Source organism: Streptomyces sp. NEAU-W12 (genome assembly GCF_026242095.1).
GTDB lineage: Bacteria > Actinomycetota > Actinomycetes > Streptomycetales > Streptomycetaceae > Streptomyces.
The window spans coordinates 197,152-215,710 of the sequence record NZ_JAPJDM010000001.1; the positions used below are offsets into that span (position 1 = coordinate 197,152).

Here is an 18,559-nt window from a genome sequence, read left to right on the forward strand (position 1 = left end):
AGCGGGGGCAATGTCAGAGCTGACCCTCACGGTCATGCGGCTGGGTTTCCTGGCCGTTCTGTGGCTGTTCGTGATCGTGGCCGTACAGGTCATCCGCAGTGACCTGTTCGGTACGCGGGTCACCCAGCGCGGAGCACGCCGGGAGGCCGCCCGGCCGCAACAGAGCGCCCGGCAGGCACCACCGCCGCAGCGCCAGCAGTCCGGGGGCGGCCGCCGCGGCCGCAACGCCCCCACCAAGCTGGTCGTGACCGAGGGCACCCTCACGGGCACCACCGTCGCGCTCCAGGGCCAGACCATCACGCTGGGCCGGGCACACGACAGCACGATCGTGCTGGACGACGACTACGCCTCCAGCCGCCATGCCCGGATCTACCCGGACCGCGACGGCCAGTGGATCGTCGAGGACCTGGGTTCCACGAACGGCACCTATCTGGACCGGTCCAGACTGACGACCCCCACACCGATCGGACCGGGTTCACCGATCCGCATCGGCAAGACCGTCATCGAGCTGCGGAAGTAGTACGACAATGAGCGAGCGGAGCGAGCACGCAGTGGGGGCCCCCACCCCGGGCCCCGGCGCGCTCCCGACCGGAGGGTGGGCAGTGTGGCTCGACACGACCGGCTGTACCCGGAGCCGACGGGCGAGGTGCGCATGAGTCTGTCCCTGCGCTTCGCCGCCGGATCGCACAAGGGGATGATCCGCGAGGGCAACGAGGACTCCGGTTACGCCGGCCCCCGCCTGCTCGCCATCGCCGACGGCATGGGCGGCGCCGCGGCCGGCGAGGTCGCCTCCTCCGAGGCCATCTCCACCATCGTCTCGCTCGACGACGACGTACCCGGTTCCGACCTGCTCACCTCCCTCGGCTCGGCCGTACAGCGCGCCAACGACCAGCTGCGCATGATGGTCGAGGAGGACCCCCAGCTCGAGGGCATGGGCACCACCCTGACCGCACTGCTGTGGACCGGCCAGCGCCTCGGCATGGTCCACGTCGGCGACTCCAGGGCCTACCTGCTGCGCGACGGCGTCCTCACCCAGATCACCCAGGACCACACCTGGGTGCAGCGGCTGGTGGACGAGGGCCGGATCACCGAGGAGGAGGCGACCACCCACCCGCAGCGGTCCCTGCTCATGCGGGCCCTCGGCAGCGGCGAGCACGTCGAACCCGACCTGTCGATCCGTGAGGTCCGGGCGGGCGACCGGTACCTGATCTGCTCCGACGGCCTGTCCGGCGTGGTCTCCCACCAGACCATGGAGGAGGCCCTCGCCGGCTACCAGGGCCCCGAGGACACCGTCCAGAACCTGATCGAGCTGGCACTGCGCGGCGGCGGCCCGGACAACATCACCGTGATCATCGCCGACGTCCTCGACCTGGACACCGGCGACACCCTGGCCGGCCAGCTGTCCGACGCCCCGGTCGTGGTCGGCGCCGTCGCCGAGAACCAGACCCAGCCCAGCGACAGCAGTGCCATGCAGACCCCGGCGGGCCGCGCCGCCGGACTCGGCCGCAGACGCGGCCGGGGCGGCGGGGAGGGCGAAGGCGAGTTCGGCCCGCCCGGCAGCGGCGACGACGTCACCGGCTTCATCCAGACCGACGGCTTCGGCTACGACGGGGACACCTTCGTCAAGCCCCGCAAGAGCCGCCGCTGGCTCAAGCGCTCCTTCTTCGGCCTGCTCGCCCTCGCCGTCATCGGCGGCGGCGTGTACAGCGGCTGGCGCTGGACGCAGACCCAGTACTACGTCGGCACCAACGGCGAGCACGTCGCGCTCTACCAGGGCATCAGCCAGGACCTGGCCTGGGTCTCGCTCTCGACGGTCGAGAAGGACCACCCCGAGATCGAACTCAGGTACCTGCCGCCCTACCAGCGGAAGCTGGTCGAGGCGACCATCGCCGAGGGCGACCTGCACGGCGCCCGGACGAAGATCGACGAACTCGCGGTACAGGCCTCCGCGTGCAGGAAGGAAGCCGAGCGCCGCGCCGCCGACAGCAAGAACAGCGCGAAGACCGGTGAGGGCGAGGCCGGAGGCACCACGGGAACCACACCCGCCTCCTTCACGTCCAAGGCCTCGCCGACGCCGACCCCCTCGGGCTCGACCGAGGCACCGCAGCAGTCCACGCCCCCGTCCGCACCTACTCCCAGCCCCGGCCCCAGCCTCTCGGAGGAGGAGCAGAAGGTCGTCTCGCTGTGCGGTAAGCAGTAGGCAAGCCGTGAGAGGCCCTGTCACACGATGAGCAGTACTACCAACCCATCGGCGCAGCACACGTCCACGATCGGTGCGATCGGGGCGCCGAGCCGGCGCAACACCGAGCTCGCACTACTCGTCTTCGCCGTCGTCATCCCGGTCTTCGCCTACGCCAACGTCGGGCTGGCCATCGACGGCTCCGTCCCCTCCGGGCTGCTCGCCTACGGGCTGGGGCTCGGGCTGCTGGCAGCGGTCGGGCACCTGGTGATGCGGAAGTTCGCCGCCTACGCCGACCCCCTGCTGCTGCCTCTCTCCGCACTGCTGAACGGCCTCGGGCTGGTCGTGATCTGGCGACTGGACCAGTCCGAGAGGTTGCAGAACCTGGCGGAGCGCCAGTACGGGGTGTTCAGCCCGTCGGCGCCGAACCAGCTGCTGTACTCGGCCGTCGGGCTGGCTCTGTTCGTGGCGGTACTCGTCTTCCTGAAGGACCACCGGATTCTCCAGCGGTACACCTACATCTCGATGGTGGGGGCGCTGGTCCTGCTGCTGCTGCCGCTGGTGCCCGGAGTCGGTGCTGACGTGTTCGGCGCCAAGATCTGGATCAGCGTCGCCGGTTTCTCCATCCAGCCCGGCGAGTTCGCCAAGATCATCATCGCTATCTTCTTCTCCGGCTACCTGATGGTGAAGCGGGACGCGCTGGCTCTGGCCAGCCGTCGCTTCATGGGCCTGTACCTGCCCCGCGGCCGGGACCTCGGCCCCATCATCACCATCTGGGCCGTCAGCCTGCTCATCCTCATCTTCGAGAACGACCTCGGAACCTCACTGCTGTTCTTCGGCATGTTCGTGATCATGCTGTACGTCGCCACGGAGCGGACGAGCTGGATCGTGATCGGTCTGGTGATGTCCGCCGCCGGCGCCGTGGGCGTGGCCTCGTTCGCCAGCCACGTCCAGGCCCGTGTCGACGCCTGGCTGGACCCGTTCGGCTGTTACGAGACCTCCGGCGCCTGTGAGCAGATCGGCCAGTCGATCATGTCGTTCGGATCCGGCGGCGTCATCGGCACCGGCCTCGGGCAGGGCAACTCCGACTTGATCGGCTTCGCCGCCAACTCCGACTTCGTCTTCTCCACCTTCGGCGAGGAACTCGGCCTGGCCGGTGTCATGGCCATCTTCCTGCTCTACGGGTTGATCATCGAGCGCGGTGTACGGACTGCCCTGGCAGCGCGTGACCCCTTCGGCAAACTGTTCGCCATCGGTCTGTCCGGAGCCTTCGCCCTGCAGGTCTTCGTGGTGGCCGGCGGTGTCATGGGGCTCATCCCGCTGACGGGCATGACGATGCCGTTCCTCGCCGCCGGTGGATCATCGGTCATCGCCAACTGGGCCCTGATCGGCATCCTGCTGCGCATCAGCGACACCGCCCGCCGCCCGGCACCCGCGCCCGCCGCCAACCCAGACGCCGAGATGACTCAGGTGGTCCGACCGTGAACAAGCCCCTGCGCCGCATCGCCATCTTCTGCGGGTTCCTCGTCCTCGCCCTTCTGATCCGCGGCAACTGGCTCCAGTACGTCCAGGCGGACGAACTGCAGAAGAACGAGCACAACCGGCGCATCGCCATCGAGCGCTACGAGCAGCCGCGCGGAGACATCATCGTCGACGGCAAGCCGATCACCGGTTCCAAGGAAACGTCGGGCAGCGACTTCGAGTACAAGCGCACCTACAAGGACGGCCCGATGTGGTCGCCGGTCACCGGCTACGCCTCGCAGGCCTTCGGCGCCAACCAGTTGGAGTCCATCGAGGACGGCATCCTCACCGGCAACGACGACCGCCTGTTCTTCCGCAACACGCTCGACATGATGACGGGCAAGAACAAGGAGGGCGGCAACGTCGTCACCACCCTCGACGCCGACGCGCAGAAGGCCGCCTACGAGGGCTTGGAGAAGCAGGGCGGCAAGGGCTCCGTCGTCGCGATCGAACCGTCCACCGGCAAGATCCTGGCACTGGCCTCCTTCCCCTCCTACGACCCGTCCGCGATCGCCGGCAACAGCGACAAGGACGCCGAGGCGTGGCAGAAGCTGCAGAAAAAGGAAAACCCCGACGACCCGATGCTGAACCGGGCCCTGCGCGAGGTCTACCCGCCCGGCTCCACCTTCAAGGTCCTCACCGCGGCCGCCGCCCTGGAGGAGGGCCTGTACGAGAGCGCGGACGACAAGACCGACACGCCGCTGCCGTGGGTCATGCCGGAGACCACCACCGAGCTGAAGAACGACGGCGACCTCCCCTGCGAGGACGCCACCCTCCGCGAAGCACTCCGCGTCTCCTGCAACACCGTCTTCGGCAAGATCGGCGCCGACCTCGGCAACGACACGATGCTCGAGTACGCCAAGAAGTTCGGCTTCACCGAGGAACAGTTCGTCCCGGTCCGCTCCAGCGCCTCGATCTTCTCCGACGACATGGAGCCGTCGCAGACCGCGCTCTCCTCCATCGGCCAGTTCAACACCGCCGCCACCCCGCTGCAGATGGCCATGGTCACCGCCGCCATCGCCAACAACGGCACCCTGATGCAGCCCTACATGGTCGACGAACTCCAGGCCCCGAGCCTCGACACCATCGAGAAGACGGAGCCGGAGGAGCTGAGCAAACCGATGTCGGCGGAGAACGCCCAGATCCTCCAGTCGATGATGGAGACCGTCGTCTCCGAGGGCACCGGCTCCAACGCGCAGATCGACGGCGTCACCGTCGGCGGCAAGACGGGTACCGCCCAGCACGGTGTGGACAACAGCGAGAACCCCTACGCGTGGTTCATCTCCTACGCCAAGGGCGAGGACGGCAGTTCACCGGTGGCCGTCGCCGTGATCATCGAGGACGACAACGCCGTACGGGGCGACATCTCCGGTGGCGGCCTCGCGGCTCCGATCGCGAAGAGCGTGATGGAGGCGGTCGTCAAGGGCAAGCAGTGACCCCGATCACGTCCGCCGCCCATAGGTGCACGTAGCGGTACCGGTCGTGTATCGGCTGCGGTATTTGGCCAGGTCACACAAAGCGAGCCGGGTACGGTAGGCCCGGACGGCAGCCTCCGGCCGCGCGAACGTGCCGGCCGGGACCCACGGAGAGGGCTGGTAGGTAGCTATGGAAGAGCCGCGTCGCCTCGGCGGCCGGTACGAGCTGGGCCAGGTGCTCGGCCGCGGAGGCATGGCAGAGGTCTACCTCGCCCATGACACCCGTCTCGGCCGCACCGTTGCAGTGAAGACGCTCCGCGCCGACCTCGCGCGCGACCCGTCCTTCCAGGCCCGGTTCCGCCGGGAGGCCCAGTCGGCCGCCTCGCTCAACCATCCCGCGATCGTCGCGGTCTACGACACGGGCGAGGACTACATCGACGGGGTCTCCATCCCGTACATCGTCATGGAGTACGTCGACGGCTCCACGCTCCGTGAACTCCTGCACAGCGGCCGCAAGCTGCTGCCGGAGCGGACGCTGGAGATGACCATCGGCATCCTCCAGGCCCTGGAGTACTCGCACCGGGCCGGCATCGTCCACCGCGACATCAAGCCCGCGAACGTCATGCTGACGCGCAACGGCCAGGTCAAGGTCATGGACTTCGGCATCGCCCGCGCCATGGGCGACTCCGGCATGACGATGACACAGACCTCGGCGGTCATCGGCACCGCGCAGTACCTCTCGCCGGAGCAGGCCAAGGGCGAACAGGTCGACGCCCGCTCCGACCTGTACTCCACCGGCTGTCTGCTGTACGAACTCCTCACCGTCCGACCGCCGTTCGTCGGCGACTCCCCGGTCGCGGTCGCCTACCAGCACGTCCGGGAGGAACCGCAGGCGCCGAGCGTCTTCGACCCCGAGGTCACGCCCGAGATAGACGCGATCACGCTGAAGGCGCTCGTCAAGGACCCCGACTACCGCTACCAGTCGGCCGACGAGATGCGCGCCGACATCGAGGCCTACCTCGACGGCCAGCCCGTCGCCGCCGCCGCCACGATGGGCGCGGCCGGCTACGGCGGCTACCCCGACGGCCAGGCGACGACGGCCCTGCGCTCGGACTCCGGCGCCGCCACGTCGATGCTGCCCCCCATGAACCCGGACGACGGCGGCTACGGCTACGACGACCGCCCCGGCCGGCGCCGCCAGCAGAAGAAGAACAACACCTCGACGATCCTGCTGGTCGCGGCGGGCGTCCTGGTCCTGATCGGCGCCATCCTCATCGGCCGCTGGGCCTTCTCCGGCAACGGAGGCGTGGGCAACGACAACGTCGCGGTCCCGAACTTCGTCGGCACGACCAAGGCAGCGGCGGAGAAACAGGCCACCAACACGGACCTGGTCCTGGCGTTCACCTCGAAGCCCTGCGAGGACCAGGCCAAGGGCAACATCTGCGAGCAGGACATCGAGCCGGGCACCGACGTCAAGAAGGAGTCCACCGTCAACCTGGTGGTGTCCACCGGGGCGCCCAAGGTGGCGGTGCCGAGCGTCGTCGGCGACAACGTCGACGACGCCACGGCCGAGCTGGAGGGCGACAAGTACGCCTTCGTCGTCGAGACGAAGGAGAAGGAGTCCACGGAGACAGCGGGCACCGTCCTCGAGCAGGACCCGGCTCTCGGCGAGGAAGTCGAGAAGGGCACCACCGTCACCCTCACCGTCGCCAAGGCGGTGGCCAGGTCGACGGTCCCGGACGTCCTCGACAAGACGTGCGACGAGGCCAGGGCGCAGATGACCGCCAACGACCTGGTCGGCAACTGCACCGAGCAGGAGGTCGACGACCCGAACCAGGTCGGCAAGGTCATCTCGACCACGCCGGAGCCCAACCAGCAGGTCGACAAGAACTCCCAGGTGCAGATCGTCGTCGGCAAGGCCAAGGCGAACGAGAAGGTCGCCGTCCCGAACGTCAACAACCAGACGCTGAAGGACGCCCAGAAGATGCTCCAGGAGGCCGGGCTGGCGGTCGGCGAGATCAAGGGTTCGCAGGACCCCAACTCCCGCGTCATCGGCGCCGACCCGGGCCAGGGAAACCAGGTCGACAAGGGCACGGCGGTCCGCCTCTTCACCCTGGACCAGGGCGGCAACAACGGGGGTGACGGCGGCGGCGGCGGCTTCTTCGGCGGCCTCACCGGCGGCAACGAGGACGACTGACCCACCTCCGGCACCCAGGACACGACGGAGCCCCGACGCCCTCTTCGGAGGGAGCCGGGGCTTCTTCATGGACCCGGCCCGAACCCGCGTCGACGCTTCGCTCGGGCCTTCGCCTGCCACCACTGGTCGAACGAACGGGTGGGGCGGGGCATCCGGGTTCTGCTCCGACCGACGCCCAGGGCGATGACCTGGCAGGTGTTCGCGCAGCAGGTCGCCGACCTGCTGCGGCGCGACGGCTGCACCGACGTCGTCGACGGGCGGCAGGCCCGCAGCGAGAGGGGCACCGGCATCACCGGCCGCACCGCGGACGGGCGGACCGTGAACCGGCGAACCGTGCAGGAACCGGTCCGGCCGCTGGACGGTGCCCGGTGCCGACCTGCAGAAGTTCGCCGGCGCGGCGCGGGCCGTCAACCGCGTGGACCTCGCGCTCTCCGTCGCCACCTGCGACTTCAGCCACGAATCGCAGGCGATCGCCGCCCTGACCGGAGTCGTCACGGTCAATCGGGGAGAAGTCGGGGTCTGGACCGCCGGGGCGCGTCTCAAGGCGCTGCGCCAGGGGATGGGTCGCGAAGGCCCGAAGCCGCAAGAGGAAGGTGCGGCTTCGGGTCTTCGCCCTGTAGGACGACAGAGATACCCGAAGTGACTCTCTCGCCTCAGCGTCGCCTCAGCGCAGTTCCTCCGGCGGCGTCCGGTCCTCGTCCACCTTCTCCGTGCGGACCAGTTCGCCCCAGACGACGTAGCGGTACTTGCTGGTGTACACCGGTGTGCAGGTCGTCAGGGTGATGTAGTGGCCGGCCTTCTTGCGGCCGGACTCCTCGGGCACCTCGGAGAGGACGTCCACGTTGTACTTCGAGGTCTCGGGAAGGATCGCGTAGGTCTTGTAGACGTACCAGGTGTCCTTCGTCTCGAAGACGATCGGGTCGCCGTCCTCGATCTTGTGGATGTCGTGGAACTTGGCCCCGTGGCCGTCCCGGTGCGCGGCCAGCGAGAAGTTGCCCTTCTTGCCGGACGTCGGCAGGGTCGCCTTCACGGGATCGGTGTAGTAGCCGGCGACGCCGTCGTTGAGCACCTTCATCGTGGTGCCCTTCTCGATCAGGATGTCGTCGCCGCCCATCGCGGGCACGTGCAGGAAGCCGATGCCGTTCTTGCTGTCGTAGGAGGCGGGCCCGTCACCGGCGCCGTCGCCGCCGGGCCCCTGGGCCCAGTTGTCGCGCACCTTGTCGGCCTGCTTGCCCGCCTCGCGGTCGGCGAGCACGTTCGTCCACCACAGCGAGTAGACGACGAACAGGCCGAGCACCAGACCCGCGGTGATGAGGAGTTCCCCGAGGGCACTGACCAGTATCGCGCCCGGTCCCATACGGCGGCGGGCCGGGGGCTGCGGTGACGCGGGCCTGGCGCTGTGCTCTTCGGTGTCGTCGGCGGTCGCTGCCACGTTTCCTCTGCCCTTAACTGACGAGCGCATCCGGCTTGCCCTTGCTGCGCGGCCGTTCCTCGTCCATCTTGCCCCAGACGATCATGCGGTACTTGCTGGTGAACTCCGGCGTGCAGGTGGTCAGCGTGATGTAGCGGCCCGGCTCGGTGAAGCCCGACTGCTTCGGAACCGGTTCGAGGACGCTCACGTTGCTCGGCGGTGTCACCGGCAGGATCGACGCCATCTTGTAGACGAAGTACGTGTCCTGCGTCTCCACGACGATCGGGTCGCCCGGCTCCAGCCGGTTGATGTACCGGAACGGCTCCCCGTGCGTGTTGCGGTGCCCCGCGACCCCGAAGTTGCCCTCCTTGTCGTCGGGCATCGCCGTCTTCAGGGCGCCCTCCGCGTAGTGGCCCACCATGCCCCGGTCGAGCACCTTCTTGCTGTCGATGCCCTCGGCGATCGGCACCACCACGTCCAGCCGCGGGATGTGCAGCAACGCGAAACCCTGCCCCGGCTCGAACGCGCCCGGCTTGCGCTCACCGTTGGCCCAGTCGCTCTGGAGGTCGCTGGCCTCCTGGCCGGCCTGTGCCTGTGCGCGCACGTTCGTCCACCACAACTGGTAGGTGACGAACAGCAGCATCAGCACACCGCAGGTGATGAACACCTCGCCGATCCCCCGGCTCGCGATGACGGCGGGACTGGCCTTCCGTTCCCGGGCCCGCCGCCGCGCCTCCACCCGCGAGAGCGGCGCCCGGGGCCCGCTGCGGCCCTCCGGGGCGTCGCGGGCCTCGGAAGGGCTGTTCGTCCCACCACGGCGGCCCTGACGCCTCTTGGCGGCCTTCCTGCGCTCCGCCCGGCCCCCGGCACCCGCCGGGGACTCCCTGCGCTGCGGCGGCGGATCAGGGATCCGCAGCGCCATCGTCTCCTCGTCCACGGGCGGCAGGTACGCGCCCTCGTCGACGGTCGGCAGATACGCGGTGCTGTCCTCGGACCCGGCCGCACCACCGCCGGCCGCACCACCGCCGGCCGAACCCGGACCGGCCGAACCCGGACCGGCCGAACCCGCGCCACCGTAGGAGTAGGCACCCTGCTGGGTGGTGTCGTACCAGTCGCCGCCCCCGAGCGTGCCGGGTGCCCCGTACGGCTGCTGCTGCCCGTACGAGGTCCCCTGCTCGCCGCCGGTGCCGTACGCGGAGCCCTCCGTGAAGGACTCCCCGTTCCCGGCACCGGACTCGCGCTCGGGGCGCAGCGCGGTCACGCCGGCGACCTGCCCACCACCGGGGCGAGCCCCGCCGATCTCGTCACCGCTCCTTCGTCCCCGCACTCCACCAGCCAGTTGGCCAGCATCCGGTGCCCGTGTTCGGTGAGCACCGACTCGGGGTGGAACTGCACCCCCTCGACACGCAGCTCACGGTGGCGCAGACCCATCACGATGCCGTCCGGCGTCCGGGCCGTCACTTCCAGCTCCTCCGGCACGGTGTCCGGCTCGGCGGCCAGCGAGTGGTAGCGCGTCGCCGTGAACGGGGACGGAAGACCCGCGAACACGCCCCTGCCCCCGTGCTCGACCCGCGAGGTCTTCCCGTGCAGCAACTCGGGCGCACGGTCCACGACACCGCCGTAGGCCACCTGCATGGACTGCATGCCGAGGCAGACACCGAAAACGGGCACCCCGATCGACGCGCAGTGCCGCACCATGTCCACGCAGACCCCCGCCTGCTCGGGAGTGCCGGGCCCCGGGGACAGCAGCACACCGTCGAAACCGTCCTGCGCATGCGCCGTCGACACCTCGTCGTTGCGCAGCACCTCGCACTCGGCACCCAGTTGGTACAGGTACTGGACCAGGTTGAAGACGAAGCTGTCGTAGTTGTCGACCACGAGAATGCGCGCACTCACTGGTTGTCCACCGTCACATCGTTGAAGGGCAGCAGCGGCTCGGCCCAGGGGAAGACGTACTGGAAGAGGACATAGACCACAGCGATGATCAGCACGAGTGAGACGAGTGCCCGCGCCCATCCGTTCCCCGGCAGATGCCGCCAGATCCAGCTGTACATGCCGTCCCTTCCGTCGCACCACGGCACCAGACCCACGCCGTACGTCACCAGACTAACGGCGCAACGCCTCCGGTTTCCCGGCCTCCGCAGGCTGCGTGGAGTCCGGATACGCCCGGACGATCAGCCGGTGACCGCGCCCCGTTCCGGTGCGCGCGTCGTCGGCGTCAGACCGCTGCCAGGACGCGTGTACCCGGAAGTACGTGGCACAGGGCCGATCACCTCGATGTCCGTCGGCACCGTTTTGCGCGGACCCCGGCCGACCCGGCACGTGAACCGGGTCGTCCCCTCGGTCAGCACCACCGCCGTCACCCCGCCCGAACCGGGGAAAGCCCTTGAACGGGTCGCCATGGGTGCGTCGGTGGCCGACGACGGCGAAGTCGCCCTCCCGGCCCAGCCGCGCGGTGTTCGCATGGTGCCCGAGCCCCTTCCTCAGGGTCCCGGTCTCCGTGCCTTCGAGCGCGGGCCTGTTCCACGTGAAACCAAGACGCGGGAGGCACATGATCGCGCAGGGCTTTCCCTCGACGTACGGCTTCGGCTCCGGATGCGGAGGGCCCGCAGGTGCAGTGCCGCCACCGGACCCCGCGGCGGGCACGGACAAGGACGTGGCGGCCGGCGTGGCCATGGCGACCGGCAGGGTGCTCCCGCTCGCCCGCCGGTCCTCGAAAAGAGCGATCCGGCCGGCCGTGACCTGGCCGACCCCGGTCCAGAACCCGCCCCGCGGGCTCTACCCCACGGGCTTCGCGTGGTGCAGGTCCACTGTGCCCGCGTATCCGGGCAGAGTCACCGGCCCGTCGTCCTCGACCTTCCAGCCGAGCCCGTAGACGTTGACGTACACCATGTAGTTCTGGATCGACGGAGCGGCCGCGAGCGCCTTCTTCAGCTTCTCCGGGTCACCGACCGCCGTGATCTTGTACGGCGGCGAGTAGACACGGCCCTGGAGGATCAGGGTGTTGCCCACACAGCGCACCGCGCTGGTGGAGATCAGCCGCTGGTCCATGACCTTGATGCCCTCGGCGCCGCCCTGCCACATCGCGTTCACCACGGCCTGGAGGTCCTGCTGGTGGATGACCAGGTAGTCGGGCTCCGGCTCGGGGTACCCGGGAAGCTTGGCGGTGGCGTCCGGCGGAGCGTCGTCGAGCGTGACCGTGACGGCCTCGCCCTCGAGTTCCTGCGTCCCCGCGCGGCGCTCCAGACCGGCGAGTTCGTCGTCCTCCGCCGCGCTCCTTCCTGCGTCGCGCTCGGCGAGGGACTCGACGTCCCCGCGCAGAGCCCCGTTGGACTCCTCCAGCTCACCGTTCTTGCGGCTGCGCTCGTGAATGAGGTCGGACAGCTTCAGCAGCGAGTCGTCCGTGCGGATGTTGGTCCCCTTCGCCGTGTTGAAGCTGGTGAAGAAGAGCAGACCCGCGAGGGCGAAGACACCCGCGGTGAGGATCCGGACAGGCCGGAAGCGCCGTCGGAGGGCAGGGCTGGATTCCCTCCCGGGGAAGTCGGCAGAATTGCTCAACGTACCCTTATCTCCTTCGGCGCCGCGGAAGCACTACGCTAACGGACGCCCGGGGGAGCGCTCGGAGTCCCCTTCCAACCGCCCCGAGCCCGACCAGTTCCCTGCGCGGCCACGCAGCGCATCGACAGGAGAGACCCTCGTGCCGAAGTCACGTATCCGCAAGAAGGCCGACTACACGCCGCCGACGGCGAAGCAGACGACCGCTCTCAAGCTGACCAGCCGTGCCTGGGTCGCGCCGGTGATGCTGACCCTGTTCCTGATCGGCCTGGCCTGGATCGTCGTTTTCTACGTCACCGACGGCAAGCTGCCCATCGATGCCCTGGGCAACTGGAACATCGTGGTGGGCTTCGGCTTCATCGCCGCCGGATTCGGCGTCTCCACGCAGTGGAAGTAACGCCCGGCAGCGCTCATCGCCCACTGGACCAGCAGGCCCTGCTCCGAGCTGCCCGACAGCTCGGAGCAGGGCCGTCGCCAGCTCTGGGCAGGGCTGCCCACCGGGTTATCCACAGGCGTTTCCACAGCGTGGGGAAAAGAAACCCCGATCTGTGGATAACCCCTCGAACGTTGACGCCGGTACGACAGAAGCACCAGTAACCGAATACTCGTTCGTGCGCATCTGACCTGGGAAAACGAAGGTGAGTGACATCGGGCACAGACGTTCCCGCACGGTGTGCACAAGATCCGCCACATGCTGTGGACAACCCTCACTCAGGCGAGCTGGGCCGTCCTCACCAGAGCCACCAGCACGACCGCGGCGAGAACCAGTGCACAGGTTCCGTACTGGATCAGCGCCCGCCGCTCGCGCGGGGCGTGGACCATGGCGTACCCGATCACGACACCGGCGACGAGCCCTCCGATATGAGCCTGCCAGGCGATGTTGCTCCAGCTGAAGGTGAAGATCAAGTTGATCACCAGCAGCGCGATGATCGGACGCATGTCGTAGTTGAGCCGGCGCACCAGAACCGCGGTCGCGCCGAACAGCCCGAAGATGGCGCCGGAGGCACCGAGCGAGGCCGTGGACCCCGAGGCCAGCAGGTAGGTCAGCGCACTGCCCGCCAGACCCGAGATCAGGTAGAGCGCGAGGTAGCGGACTCGGCCCAGGGCCTGCTCGAGCGGACCGCCGAGCCACCACAGACTGAGCATGTTGAAGGCGATGTGCCAGATCGCCTCGTGGGTGAACATCGAAGTGACCAGGCGGTACCACTCACCCTCGGCGACGCCCTCGACGGGAAGGGCCGGCGTCGGGGGCCAGACCCCGATCAGCACGAGATGGCCGAGCAGCGACGACCAGACGTGCACCGCGACGAACACCGCGGCATTGGCCCCCAGGAGGATCTTGGTGACCAGCCGGGGGTCCGCGGCGATGGTGCCTCCGGCGATCGTGCGGGGCATGGAGGCGGTGGGTGCGTGGCCGGTGCCTGAGCCGCCGCGGACACATTCGGGGCACTGGAACCCGACCGAGGCGCTGATCATGCACTCGGGGCAGATCGGGCGCTCGCAGCGGGTGCAGCGGATGCCGGTCTCACGGTCCGGGTGGCGGTAGCAGGCGAGGACGCCGTGGGCGTCCTGCGGGCTGCCGGCGGCCTGGTCGTCCATGGGATCCCCTAGGTCGTGTGGAAAAAGCCCCGCCCCGCCCATCCTTACGGATGGGCGGGGCGTTTGGTTCCCTCTGGGAGGGCTTGCGCACTCCTCGGGGACAGGGCCGTCCTCAGCCCTCGGGGCCGTCCTCAGCCCTCGCGGATCTCGACCGACTCGATGACGACGTCATTGAGCGGACGATCGGTGCGCGGGTTGGTCTGCGCGGCCGCGATGGTGTCGATCACCTTCTGGCTCGCGGCGTCGGTGACCTCGCCGAAGATGGTGTGCTTGCGGTTCAGCCACGCCGTCGGAGAGACGGTGATGAAGAACTGCGAGCCGTTGGTGCCCGGGCCGGCGTTGGCCATCGCCAGCAGGTAGGGCTTGTCGAAGCGCAGGTCCGGGTGGAACTCGTCCTCGAACTGGTAGCCGGGACCGCCGGTGCCGTTGCCCAGCGGGTCCCCGCCCTGAATCATGAAGCCACTGATCACCCGGTGGAAGACCGTGCCGTCGTAGAGCTTGGCCGTGGACTTCGCCCCGGTCTCCGGGTGCGTCCACTCCCGCTCGCCCTTGGCGAGCTCGACGAAGTTCTTGACGGTGATCGGCGCCTGGTTCGCGAAGAGCCGGACCTCGATGTCGCCGTTGTTGGTCTTCAGGGTGGCGTAGAGCTGGTCAGCCACGGTGTGCCTTCCGTTGTCTTTCCGTAACGCCCTGATCCTCGCATGGACGGGGCGCACAGTCGCCCGACGCCCGTTCACAGGAGGGGCGACAGAGCCGAACGGCTTGCGGAAACCGGGTGAGTGCCGCCGCGACAGGGGCACTCGGCAACGATCCGTGGCATGGTCGACGCCTGGCCGACGATCCCCGTCTTCATCCGCTACTGCACTCGGTCCACGCCGACGGAACCCGTATGCCCGCCCGCACATGCCCAGCGGCGAAGCGGGAGGCATGATCCGTAAAAGGGTGGACAGTCGAAAAACGTACGCCACCGAGGAGGAGGAACCGTGACCCGCATCGAAAGCGTGCGCGCTGCGACTGATTCGGCGAAGGACAGCGTGCTGCACGCCGCGGACGTGGTGGCGCCCTACGCCGACACGGCCAAGGTGAAGGCCGCGCAGTACGCGCAGGAGGCACGCGTACGGCTGGCCCCCAAGGTGTCGCAGGCCGCAGGGCATGCCCTCGTCCAGTACGGCACCCATGTCCAGCCGTATGTGGAGCAGGCTCGTACTCATGTGCCGCCGAAGGTCGACCTGGCCGCCCACGAGGCCGCTGCCCGGACCCGCAAGGCCGCCCAGCAGGCGGCGGAGTACTCCCGGCCGAGGCTCGAGCAGGCCAGGGCCGCCGCCGGTCCGGCGAGGGACGAGGCGGCGGCGCGCAGCGCGGCGGTGCTGGCCGCCCTGCGCGGTCAGGTCTCGCCCCAGCAGATCCAGAAGCTGGTCCGTAAGCAGCGGCGGCGCGCGAAGGCCGGCCGTGCCGCGAAGGTGGTCTTTGTTCTGGGTGCCGTCGCAGGTGGCGCCTTCGCCGCCTGGAAGTGGTGGGACAAGCAGGCCAACCCGGACTGGCTGGTGGAGCCGCCGCCCGCGACCGATGTCCAGGAGTCCGGCACGCTGACGTCGGTGGACGGCAGCCGCGGGTCCACGCTCGACCCCGAGGTCCGGGCGAAGGAGGCCGCGGAGGCCGAGGAGGCCGCCAAGCGCGACGAGCAGCCCTAGGTCTGTCCGTGCGGCGGCACCATCAGTCTGCGGTATCAACAACCTGGGGCGTCAACAGCCCGGTGGGGCAGAGGACTTCAGTGTCTTCTGCCCCACCGGGCTGTTTCACGTGAAACAGGCCCCCGGGCGGGGTCGGGCAACGGGAGCCGAACGCAAGCGCCGGACACGGGCGCCGGAAGGCGGATGCCGGACGGTGGGTGCCGGTAAGCAAAACCCCTCCCACCTGCGTTTCCGCAGGTGGGAGGGGTTTCCTTGTGGAGCCTAGGGGAGTCGAACCCCTGACATCTGCCATGCAAAGACAGCGCTCTACCAACTGAGCTAAGGCCCCGCGAACAAAACGTCCACCAGGAAGAGGGACCTCCGGGCGGGCGCCGGACACCAGAGTACCGGGTCACCCGGGGGGTTCCGCAAAAAGGATTGGGGTCCCCGTGACCGACCACTCTCCGTAAGATGCTCGGCGTGGTTCGCTGGAGCGAAGCACGGTTCTTGGGGAAGCGATGGGGAGACGCAATGGACGCCGCACAGCAGGAAGCCACCGCAAGAGCGCGGGAACTGCAGCGGAACTGGTACGGGGAGCCGCTGGGGGCGCTCTTCCGTAAGCTCATAGACGATCTTGGCCTCAACCAGGCTCGTCTCGCGGGGGTACTGGGACTGTCCGCTCCGATGCTGTCGCAGCTGATGAGCGGTCAGCGGGCGAAGATCGGCAACCCCGCGGTGGTCCAGCGGGTGCAGCTGCTGCAGGACCTGGCGGGACAGGTCGCGGACGGAAGCGTCAGCGCGGCCGAGGCCGCCGAGCGCATGGAGGAGGTCAAGAAGTCGCAGGGCGGCTCGGTACTCAGCAACACCACGCAGACGACGAGCGGTTCGGGGGCGCCCACGGTCAAGCGGGTGGTACGCGAGATCCAGTCGCTGCTGCGGTCGGTGGCGGCCGCCGGTGACATCATCGACGCCGCCGACACCCTCGCCCCGACCCACCCCGAGCTGGCAGAGTTCCTCCGGGTCTACGGCGCGGGCCGGACCTCCGACGCGGTCACGCACTACCAGGCCCACCAGAACTGATGTCCTCGGCCGCCGGAGGGGGTCCGGCGGCCGAGGGCACGGGGGCACCGGGGCACCGGGGCACCGGGGCACCGGGGCACCGGGGGAGTCGAACCCCTCGTCACGGGGCAGGCAGGCGGGGGAGAGATCGGCGTGAGGCAGAAGGGGTAGGACAGGACCGGGCACGGCACCGCTGGGGGAGGAGCGACGCACAGCCATGGGTGAGGTCTTTGCCGGCCGGTACGAACTGGTCGACCCGATCGGGCGCGGAGGTGTCGGTGCCGTCTGGCGTGCCTGGGACCACCGGCGTCGTCGCTACGCGGCCGCCAAGGTCCTGTTGCAGAGCGACGCCCACTCCCTGCTCCGCTTCGTGCGCGAGCAGGCGCTGCGGATCGACCACCCCCACGTGCTCGCCCCGACCAGCTGGGCCGCCGACGACGACAAGGTCCTGTTCACCATGGACCTGGTCGCCGGCGGTTCGCTGGTCCACCTCATCGGCGACTACGGTCCCCTCCCGCCGGTGTTCGTCAGCACCCTGCTCGACCAGCTCCTGGCGGGACTCACCGCGGTGCACACGGAAGGCGTCGTGCACCGTGACATCAAGCCCGCCAACATCCTCCTGGAGGCGACCGGTACGGGCACGCCAAGGCTGCGGCTGTCCGACTTCGGCATCGCCATGCGGCTCGGAGAGCCCCGCCTGACCGAGACCGACCTGGTGGTGGGCACGCCCGGCTATCTCGCGCCGGAGCAGATCATGGGCTCCGAACCGGACTTCCCTGCGGACCTGTTCGCCGTGGGTCTGGTCGCGCTGTACCTGCTGGAGGGCGCCAAACCGGACGCCAAGGCCCTCATCCAGCACTTCGCCGAACACGGGACGCCGGGGGCGCCCCAGAACATCCCCGAGCCGCTGTGGCAGGTCGTGGCCACACTGCTGCAGCCGGACCCGCAGGCGCGGTTCCGTACGGCCACCGGGGCGCGGAAGGCCCTGGCGGCGGCCAGGGAACTGCTCGCGGAACCCGGGCCCGACGACGAAGTGATCGATATCTTCGACCAACTCGGTCCTCTTCCCTCGGGTTTCGGCCCCGCCGGCCCGCTGAAGACGGCGTCGGGCGTGCGCTCGGGCCGGGGCCGTCCCGGAGCGGAGGGGCACCATTCACAGGACGAGGCAACGGGCCGCCCGGGAGACGCCGGAGCAGCCGGGGTTGGGCCGGCAGACGTCGGGTCGGCGGACTCCGGACCGGCAGGTTCGATGCTCCAGCCCTTCGGCGGAGGCGACAGCACCCCGGCGTCACCGGATTCGTCCTCCCTGGACAGCGGCGCCGCTCCCACCGACCCACGCCAGGGCGCTTCCCCGGCACCACGTTCCGTCCCCCGCACCCCCCACGCACCCCGGACGCCTGCCTCCGGCTCCAGCGCCGTCTCCCCTCCAAAACCGTCCGCCCCGCCGCAGTCGCCCTCCATGTCGGACACCGGCAGTTTCCACCTCCCACCGCCGCAGGCCACGGTCACGCCGGCCCCCGCACCCGCTCCGTCCCACCACGCACCCACGCCACGACCGCCGGTGCCACCGTTACCGCCACCCCCACCGCCACCGGTGCAGACACCGTTACCGGCACAGTCTCAGGCGCCTGGGCAGTCCCAGGTCGCCCACGTCGGCCGACTCGACCACATGCCCCACGCATCCCCTCACGACCCCACTCATCCGTTGCGTTCCCTCCGGCCCCAGCCGTCGGCGCGCCCCCGCCCCGCGTCGCACCGGGCCGACCCCTCCACGGCCGAATACACCGCCGGAGTCACCGAGGCTCCGTCTCCGGGCAGGGCAGGCCCACGGCACGGAGCGGGCAGCCGACGCCGGCGTCGCCCCGGCCCGCCCGCGCGGGTGGCCGTCCCTCTCCTGCTCCTGGCCCTGGCCTGCTACGTCGTGGGGTTCTGGGCGCTCACCAGGATCTGATC

The 18,559-nt window shown here is 69.4% G+C and carries 17 protein-coding genes, 1 tRNA gene and 1 pseudogene; 10 read left to right on the plus strand and 9 right to left on the minus strand.

The window, feature by feature from the left end:
* The first annotated feature begins 10 nt into the window (after nt 1-10).
* From ORI94_RS00850 to ORI94_RS00875, 6 genes are all read left to right on the plus strand, one after another.
* Nucleotides 11-520, plus strand: coding sequence for an FHA domain-containing protein (locus tag ORI94_RS00850; protein ID WP_042163133.1), 510 nt, complete (start codon nt 11-13; stop codon nt 518-520).
* 132 nt (nt 521-652) lie between these two features.
* Nucleotides 653-2,200, plus strand: coding sequence for a Stp1/IreP family PP2C-type Ser/Thr phosphatase (locus ORI94_RS00855; protein ID WP_266071961.1), 1,548 nt, complete (start codon nt 653-655; stop codon nt 2,198-2,200).
* 27 nt (nt 2,201-2,227) lie between these two features.
* A complete protein-coding gene (locus tag ORI94_RS00860; protein WP_266071734.1) occupies nt 2,228-3,664 on the plus strand; it encodes an FtsW/RodA/SpoVE family cell cycle protein in 1,437 nt (478 codons plus the stop codon).
* Entirely contained in the window at nt 3,661-5,136 is a 1,476-nt protein-coding gene (locus tag ORI94_RS00865) for a peptidoglycan D,D-transpeptidase FtsI family protein (RefSeq protein WP_266071735.1), read from the plus strand. The genes ORI94_RS00860 and ORI94_RS00865 overlap by 4 nt, the downstream gene beginning before the upstream one ends.
* A 169-nt stretch (nt 5,137-5,305) precedes the next feature.
* Nucleotides 5,306-7,312 (plus strand): Stk1 family PASTA domain-containing Ser/Thr kinase, encoded by a 2,007-nt coding sequence (gene pknB / locus ORI94_RS00870; protein ID WP_266071736.1) that lies wholly within the window; start codon nt 5,306-5,308, stop codon nt 7,310-7,312.
* Between the two features lie 361 nt (nt 7,313-7,673).
* Nucleotides 7,674-7,955, plus strand: a complete 282-nt coding sequence (locus tag ORI94_RS00875) for a hypothetical protein (protein ID WP_266071737.1) — start codon at nt 7,674-7,676, stop codon at nt 7,953-7,955.
* A 21-nt stretch (nt 7,956-7,976) separates the two neighbouring features.
* Here the strand turns inward: ORI94_RS00875 and ORI94_RS00880 are convergent, their stop codons facing one another.
* The 6 genes and pseudogenes from ORI94_RS00880 to ORI94_RS00905 all read right to left on the minus strand — a co-directional run bounded on the left by ORI94_RS00880 (nt 7,977) and on the right by ORI94_RS00905 (nt 12,281).
* Entirely contained in the window at nt 7,977-8,744 is a 768-nt protein-coding gene (locus tag ORI94_RS00880; RefSeq protein ID WP_266071738.1) for a class E sortase, read from the minus strand.
* A gap of 13 nt (nt 8,745-8,757) precedes the next feature.
* Nucleotides 8,758-9,984 carry a class E sortase gene (locus ORI94_RS00885; RefSeq protein WP_266071739.1) on the minus strand — a complete coding sequence of 409 codons (1,227 nt, stop codon included), beginning with the start codon at nt 9,982-9,984 and terminating at the stop codon, nt 8,758-8,760.
* On the minus strand, nt 9,981-10,619 hold the full coding sequence (locus ORI94_RS00890; protein WP_266071740.1) for an aminodeoxychorismate/anthranilate synthase component II: 639 nt from the start codon (nt 10,617-10,619) through the stop codon (nt 9,981-9,983). Before ORI94_RS00890 ends, ORI94_RS00885 begins: the two co-directional genes overlap by 4 nt.
* A complete protein-coding gene (locus ORI94_RS00895; protein ID WP_266071741.1) occupies nt 10,616-10,777 on the minus strand; it encodes a hypothetical protein in 162 nt (53 codons plus the stop codon). Before ORI94_RS00895 ends, ORI94_RS00890 begins: the two co-directional genes overlap by 4 nt.
* 52 nt (nt 10,778-10,829) lie before the next feature.
* Nucleotides 10,830-11,312: pseudogene (locus tag ORI94_RS00900) on the minus strand (sortase domain-bontaining protein); the annotation flags it as partial.
* A 189-nt stretch (nt 11,313-11,501) separates the two neighbouring features.
* Nucleotides 11,502-12,281, minus strand: coding sequence for a DUF881 domain-containing protein (locus ORI94_RS00905; protein WP_266071742.1), 780 nt, complete (start codon nt 12,279-12,281; stop codon nt 11,502-11,504).
* Between the two features lie 139 nt (nt 12,282-12,420).
* On the opposite strand from ORI94_RS00905, the gene crgA reads away from it, so the two are divergent.
* Nucleotides 12,421-12,675 (plus strand): cell division protein CrgA, encoded by a 255-nt coding sequence (gene crgA, locus ORI94_RS00910; protein WP_266071743.1) that lies wholly within the window; start codon nt 12,421-12,423, stop codon nt 12,673-12,675.
* A gap of 314 nt (nt 12,676-12,989) precedes the next feature.
* On the opposite strand, the gene ORI94_RS00915 is transcribed toward crgA, so the two are convergent.
* On the minus strand, nt 12,990-13,877 hold the full coding sequence (locus ORI94_RS00915) for a rhomboid family intramembrane serine protease (protein ID WP_266071744.1): 888 nt from the start codon (nt 13,875-13,877) through the stop codon (nt 12,990-12,992).
* A gap of 131 nt (nt 13,878-14,008) precedes the next feature.
* Complete coding sequence (locus tag ORI94_RS00920) at nt 14,009-14,536, minus strand: peptidylprolyl isomerase (RefSeq protein ID WP_055594763.1); 528 nt, start codon at nt 14,534-14,536, stop codon at nt 14,009-14,011.
* A 324-nt stretch (nt 14,537-14,860) separates the two neighbouring features.
* Here ORI94_RS00920 and ORI94_RS00925 point away from each other — a divergent pair, with 324 nt between their 5' ends.
* Nucleotides 14,861-15,568 (plus strand): DUF5324 family protein, encoded by a 708-nt coding sequence (locus ORI94_RS00925; RefSeq protein ID WP_266071745.1) that lies wholly within the window; start codon nt 14,861-14,863, stop codon nt 15,566-15,568.
* Nucleotides 15,569-15,823: 255 nt separating this feature from the next.
* On the opposite strand, the gene ORI94_RS00930 is transcribed toward ORI94_RS00925, so the two are convergent.
* Nucleotides 15,824-15,896 (minus strand) — tRNA-Ala (locus ORI94_RS00930).
* A 182-nt stretch (nt 15,897-16,078) separates the two neighbouring features.
* On the opposite strand from ORI94_RS00930, the gene ORI94_RS00935 reads away from it, so the two are divergent.
* Together ORI94_RS00935 and ORI94_RS00940 are read left to right on the plus strand one after the other, a co-directional pair.
* Entirely contained in the window at nt 16,079-16,627 is a 549-nt protein-coding gene (locus tag ORI94_RS00935; RefSeq protein ID WP_266071746.1) for a helix-turn-helix domain-containing protein, read from the plus strand.
* A 196-nt stretch (nt 16,628-16,823) separates the two neighbouring features.
* Nucleotides 16,824-18,557 (plus strand): serine/threonine-protein kinase, encoded by a 1,734-nt coding sequence (locus ORI94_RS00940; RefSeq protein WP_266071747.1) that lies wholly within the window; start codon nt 16,824-16,826, stop codon nt 18,555-18,557.
* Nucleotides 18,558-18,559: the final 2 nt, after the last annotated feature.

Excerpts from the sequence above, each read along its gene's own strand:
- ORI94_RS00940 (WP_266071747.1), top strand. The coding sequence starts at position 16,824 with ATGGGTGAGGTCTTTGCCGGCCGGTACGAACTGGTCGACCCGATCGGG.
- ORI94_RS00935 (WP_266071746.1), top strand. The coding sequence starts at position 16,079 with ATGGACGCCGCACAGCAGGAAGCCACCGCAAGAGCGCGGGAACTGCAG.
- ORI94_RS00855 (WP_266071961.1), top strand. The coding sequence starts at position 653 with ATGAGTCTGTCCCTGCGCTTCGCCGCCGGATCGCACAAGGGGATGATC.
- pknB (WP_266071736.1), top strand. The coding sequence starts at position 5,306 with ATGGAAGAGCCGCGTCGCCTCGGCGGCCGGTACGAGCTGGGCCAGGTG.
- ORI94_RS00850 (WP_042163133.1), top strand. The coding sequence starts at position 11 with ATGTCAGAGCTGACCCTCACGGTCATGCGGCTGGGTTTCCTGGCCGTT.
- ORI94_RS00915 (WP_266071744.1), bottom strand. The coding sequence starts at position 13,877 with ATGGACGACCAGGCCGCCGGCAGCCCGCAGGACGCCCACGGCGTCCTC.
- ORI94_RS00895 (WP_266071741.1), bottom strand. The coding sequence starts at position 10,777 with ATGTACAGCTGGATCTGGCGGCATCTGCCGGGGAACGGATGGGCGCGG.
- ORI94_RS00860 (WP_266071734.1), top strand. The coding sequence starts at position 2,228 with ATGAGCAGTACTACCAACCCATCGGCGCAGCACACGTCCACGATCGGT.